The sequence below is a fragment of the Aquiflexum sp. genome (assembly GCF_041751335.1).
Classification (GTDB): Bacteria; Bacteroidota; Bacteroidia; order Cytophagales; family Cyclobacteriaceae; genus Aquiflexum.
Genome location: NZ_JBGSXS010000385.1, coordinates 1 through 5,145, shown reverse-complemented (window position 1 = coordinate 5,145; position 5,145 = coordinate 1). Strand labels below are relative to the sequence as shown.

The window sequence follows — 5,145 nt, the reverse complement described above, 5'->3', positions numbered from 1 at the left end:
GTAAAAAATTTAAGTCATAAAAAAGGTGATCATTTGATCACCTTTTTTTGTTGATTATCCTTCGTTTTTCTTGTCCTGAACTTCTTTTCGGATGTCCTGTGCCAAATTCTTAAGATCCTGCATACCTTTTCTTACCCGGGTCCCTGCAGCTTGGTTGTTTTTGTCGTAGAACTTTTCGAAGTCTCCTTCCAAGCCTAGGATAAGATCTTTTATTTCGCTAAATCTGTTCATAGTAAAAATTAATTTTATTGGTTGATGATAAGTTTAATTGTGTGGTCAATATAGCTAAAATGTTTATAAAACAACAGTATAACGCCTTTTTTTGATTTTTTTTATTCTCCGAAGGAAACAGCATATGCTGTATTTTTATAATATCCACTCGACAATTTTTCTTTGATGGCTTCAAAAGCAGCGATTGTTTCTTCTACATCTTCTAAAGTATGAACAGCAGTAGGTATTAATCTTAGGATTATCATTCCTTTAGGAATCACAGGATAAATCACTACAGAACAGAAGATTTTATATGTCTCTCTTAAGTCTTTACTTAAGGTAGCTGCTTCCCCTATGGTACCATTGAGCACCACCGGAGTCACTGGTGAATTGGATTTGCCGATGCTGAATCCTTTTTCAGTCAATCCTTTTTTCAAAGCATCAACTATTTTCCAGAGGTTGTCTTTCAATTCAGGCTGACTTCTCAATAATTCCAACCTTTTCAATGCCCCTTCAACAAAAATCATTGGAAGTGATTTGGCAAAAATCTGAGAACGCATGTTGTATTTCAGGAAACGGATGACATTAGTATCCCCTGCAATGAAAGCACCTATAGAGGCCATTGATTTGGCAAAGGTGGAGAAATACAAATCCACTTCTCCCTGAACTCCCTGTTCTTCTGCGGTACCTGCACCTGTTTTTCCCATAGTTCCAAATCCATGTGCATCATCAACCAAGAGTCTAAAGCTAAATTTCTCCTTCAGCTTAACAATCTCCGCAAGTTTGCCCTGATCACCGGTCATTCCAAAAACACCTTCTGTAATGACAAGTATACCACCCCCGGTTTCTTCTACCAGTTTGGAAGCTCTCTGCAGCTGTTTTTCGCAATTTTCTATATCGTTGTGCGGAAAGACATAACGTTTCCCTAAATGCATTCTCAGCGCATCAATGATGCAGGCATGGCATTCACTGTCATATACGACCACATCTTTTCTGTCCAAAATAGAATCAATGACTGACATAATACCTTGGTATCCATAATTCAGAAGATAGGAACTTTCTTTGCTGACAAATTCGGCCAGTTCTCTTTCCAATTGTTCATGTTGGTCTGTTTGACCTGACATCATTCTGGCGCCCATCGGGTATGCTGCGCCCCATTTTGCTGCGGCTTCGGCATCTGCTTTCCGAACTTCAGGGTGGTTTGCCAATCCAAGGTAATTGTTCAAACTCCAGGTAAGGACATCCTTACCTTGAAATTTCATTCTGGGGGCAATTTCTCCTTCTAATTTTGGGAATGCGAAATAACCTTCAGCTAATTCAGAATGCTTGCCCAAAGGACCAAGATTGGTTTGTAATTTTGCGAATAAATCCAAGGCTTAAAACGTTTAGGTTTTATAATTTTGTAATGGTGATTTCATCTATCAAATCTGGCAAAACTAACACAATTTGTCCATCCTTGCAAAAAAGCCATTTCAATTCAAGTATTCTTTTTAGATACTGGCTTTATTTTGTTTACTTCGCAGTTGTTGTTTTTTTTATGAAATAAACCCCTATATGCATAAAATCAAAAAGCTATTGGTTGCCAATCGAGGAGAGATAAGTCTGAGGATTATGCGAACTGCCAGACAAATGGGAATTAAGACAGTAGCTGTATTCAGTGAAGCGGATCGAAATGCCCCACATGTCAAATTTGCGGATGAATCCGTATGTTTGGGACCACCTCCTTCCAATCAGTCCTATCTGCTTTCAGACCGTATAATTGAGGCCTGTAAAAAACTTGGTGTGGACGCAATTCATCCCGGTTATGGGTTTTTATCCGAAAATGCGGCATTCGCTAAAATGGTTTCTGAAGCTGGAATAATCTTTGTTGGCCCATCACCTGAATCCATCGAGGTGATGGGAAGTAAACTGGCTGCAAAAAATGCGGTTTCAAAATACGGAATTCCAATGGTTCCTGGGACGGATGAGGCCATTTCAGATATTACCGCCGCAAAATCTAAGGCTGCAGAAATCGGTTATCCGATTTTGATCAAAGCCAGTGCAGGTGGTGGAGGAAAGGGTATGAGGATTGTGGAAAATGAAGCTGAGTTTGAGGAACAGATGCAAAGGGCCATTTCAGAAGCCCAGTCTGCATTTGGTGATGGAGCGGTTTTTATAGAGAAATACATTATCTCTCCCAAACATATAGAAATTCAGGTGCTAGGTGACCAAAAGGGAAATGTGGTATATTTATTTGAAAGAGAATGCTCCATACAGCGAAGGCATCAAAAAGTTATCGAGGAAGCACCTTCTCCGGTTGTTTCATCCGAAATGAGAAAAGCTATGGGAGAGGCTGCTGTGAAAGTGGCAAAAGCCTGCGATTATTATGGTGCAGGTACTGTTGAATTCATTGTGGATGAAAAGTTGGATTTTTACTTCTTGGAAATGAATACCAGGCTGCAGGTAGAGCACCCTGTCACAGAAATGATTACCAATAAAGACCTGGTAAAAGAGCAGATATTGATTGCTGAAGGTTTGCCTTTGTCTTTTTCACAGGAAGACTTGAAAATCAATGGTCATGCTGTTGAGGTTAGGGTATATGCAGAAGACCCTAAGAATAATTTCCTTCCGGATATTGGAAATCTCCAAACCTATATTAGACCCCATGGTCCTGGAATTAGGGTTGATGATGGATTTGAACAGGGAATGGATATACCCATTTATTATGATCCCATGATTGCCAAATTAATAGTTCATGATGAATCAAGAGAAAAGGCGATTATAAAAATGATCCATGCAATCGATGATTACCAAATCACAGGAATTGAAACCACACTTGCTTTTTGCAAGTTTGTGATGGAACATGCGGAATTTAAGAGCGGTAGGTTTAACACAAAATTTGTAGAGCAGTTTTTTAGTCCAGAGATGCTACAGATTAATTGGTCCGAAAAGGAATTGGAGCTTCTTGCAGGTCTGGCAGTGGATGTTTTTGATAAAACGAGGGAAAGTTTGAAAATTTCACAAAGTCAAGAAGGTGCACTTTCGAAGCGCTCAAACTGGAAAAATAGACTGATCTGATGGCGGAGATACTACCTTTAAAAGGCTGGAGGTATCATTCAAGATTTAAAAATAATCTCGATGACTTAACTTCCCCTTTATTTGATGTGGTTTCGGAAAAGCAAAGAGTTGCCTTGTATCAAAACCCTTATAACAGTATCCATATTTCAGTTCCATTGGGAGATGACCCTTCAACAAGAGGGAAGGAAGTTTTGGAAAAATGGAAATCCGAAAAAGTGATTATTCAGGATCAATTGCCTGGTATTTATGTGTATTACCAATATTTTAGACTTCCCGGTCAAGAGCACGAATCTTGTAGGAAGGGATTTATAGCACAGATCAAAGCCTATGATTGGGATGAAGGGGTGGTATTGAGGCATGAAAATACCATCGTACAAGCAGTTGCCGACAGGACAAATCTTTTAAGAAGCACAGAATTTCAACCTAGCCCGACACATGGTCTATATGAAGATTTAGATCATCTTCTTGAGCCCTACATGGATGCTGCCATTGAAGATCCAATTTATGATTTGGAAGATTATCAAGGGGTAAGGGAAGTCATGGGGCTTATTCAGGATGCCAGGATTATCAAGGTGTTTTTGGAAGTGATTAAAGATAGGACAGTAATATTGGCAGATGGACATCATAGGTATCAAAGTGCTATAGATTACAAAAAGGAGAAAACCAGCGCAAATCCTAATCATACATGTAAAGAGGCTTATAATTTTCATATGATGTACTTTACCAATGCCTTAGCCCGTGACCTAAAAATATTACCTACCCACAGATTGTTCTTTGATTTGGATTTGAAAGAGGAGGAAATTCTTCAAAAAGCAGGCGAATTTTTCATTATTAAAAAACTGAATGATGTTGAAGAAATTGGGGAATTAATCCTTCAGAAGCAATGGGCGTTTGGATTGGTTTTCAAAAATAATGCTTACAAGATCAGGTTGATTCCTGAGAAAATAGGGGCTTTTGGTTTTGAAATGCCTCAGGTTGTAAAAGAAGTTGACCTAATGGTTCTTCATTATTTTTTTATCGATAAAGTCTTAGGGATTTCATTTAAGGAGCAAAGACTTTCGAATAATATCGATTATGAAAGAAACCTGAATAGATGTTTCTCAAAGGTGAATTCTGGAACAGCTTCATGTGCTGTCATCACAAAAGAGGTACCCATGTCCCAAGTTTTGAATGTTTGCAAATCCGGTTTTACCATGCCCCAAAAGTCAACTTATTTTTATCCTAAAGCGCTTTCAGGATTGTTGTTTGGTTCTGTAAACGAAGAAGAATTTAAATTCCCATATCAAGCTTTTAAATGATGATCAAACTTGATAAAAAAATCATTCTTGCTTCTAAATCCCCAAGAAGGAAAGCGTTAATGGAGGGTCTCGGAATTGAATTTGAACAAAGGACAAAAGAAACCGATGAAAGTTTTCCTGCTACTTTAACCCCCGAGGAAGTTGCTGGATATTTATCCGAAAAGAAAGCAAAAGCTTTTACCGGAGAAATGAAAAGTTCTGAGTTGATTATTGCATCGGATACCATTGTTGTGATGAATGGGGAAATTCTTGGGAAACCAAAGGATTATTTGGAGGCATTACAGATGCTTCAAAAACTATCCGGCAACATGCATCAGGTTTTCACAGCTGTTACGATAATGGATGATAACAAGATCCAGACTTTTACAGATATGACTAAGGTGTACATGAAGGATTTTTCCAATGAGGAAATAGAGTATTACGTAAGCCTTTATCACCCTTTGGATAAAGCAGGGGCTTACGGTATTCAGGAATGGATTGGTTATATAGCTGTTGAAAAAATTGAAGGATCATATTTTACTGTAATGGGCCTCCCGGTCCATTTGGTTTATGATGTTTTGAAAAATTGGTAGGAAAGGCA

Annotated in this window: 5 protein-coding genes; 3 read left to right on the top strand and 2 right to left on the bottom strand. The window is 38.5% G+C overall.

Annotation, left to right across the window (positions count from 1 at the left end; translation table 11 throughout):
* Nucleotides 1-54: 54 nt before the first annotated feature.
* Nucleotides 55-231 (bottom strand): histone H1, encoded by a 177-nt coding sequence (locus tag ACEW8U_RS20535; RefSeq protein ID WP_373523924.1) that lies wholly within the window; start codon nucleotides 229-231, stop codon nucleotides 55-57.
* Between the two features lie 101 nt (nucleotides 232-332).
* The gene (locus tag ACEW8U_RS20530; protein WP_373523923.1) at nucleotides 333-1,583 is read right to left on the bottom strand and encodes an aminotransferase class I/II-fold pyridoxal phosphate-dependent enzyme; all 1,251 of its coding nucleotides are present in this window, start codon (nucleotides 1,581-1,583) and stop codon (nucleotides 333-335) included.
* A gap of 181 nt (nucleotides 1,584-1,764) precedes the next feature.
* On the opposite strand from ACEW8U_RS20530, the gene accC reads away from it, so the two are divergent.
* The 3 genes from accC to ACEW8U_RS20515 are packed head-to-tail and all read left to right on the top strand — an operon-like array spanning nucleotide 1,765 to nucleotide 5,137.
* Nucleotides 1,765-3,267: an acetyl-CoA carboxylase biotin carboxylase subunit gene (accC, locus tag ACEW8U_RS20525; RefSeq protein WP_373523922.1), complete on the top strand. Its 1,503-nt coding sequence runs from the start codon at nucleotides 1,765-1,767 to the stop codon at nucleotides 3,265-3,267.
* Nucleotides 3,267-4,565: a DUF1015 domain-containing protein gene (locus ACEW8U_RS20520; RefSeq protein ID WP_373523921.1), complete on the top strand. Its 1,299-nt coding sequence runs from the start codon at nucleotides 3,267-3,269 to the stop codon at nucleotides 4,563-4,565. Before accC ends, ACEW8U_RS20520 begins: the two co-directional genes overlap by 1 nt.
* Complete coding sequence (locus ACEW8U_RS20515; protein WP_373523920.1) at nucleotides 4,562-5,137, top strand: nucleoside triphosphate pyrophosphatase; 576 nt, start codon at nucleotides 4,562-4,564, stop codon at nucleotides 5,135-5,137. The genes ACEW8U_RS20520 and ACEW8U_RS20515 overlap by 4 nt, the downstream gene beginning before the upstream one ends.
* The last annotated feature ends 8 nt before the right edge of the window (nucleotides 5,138-5,145 follow it).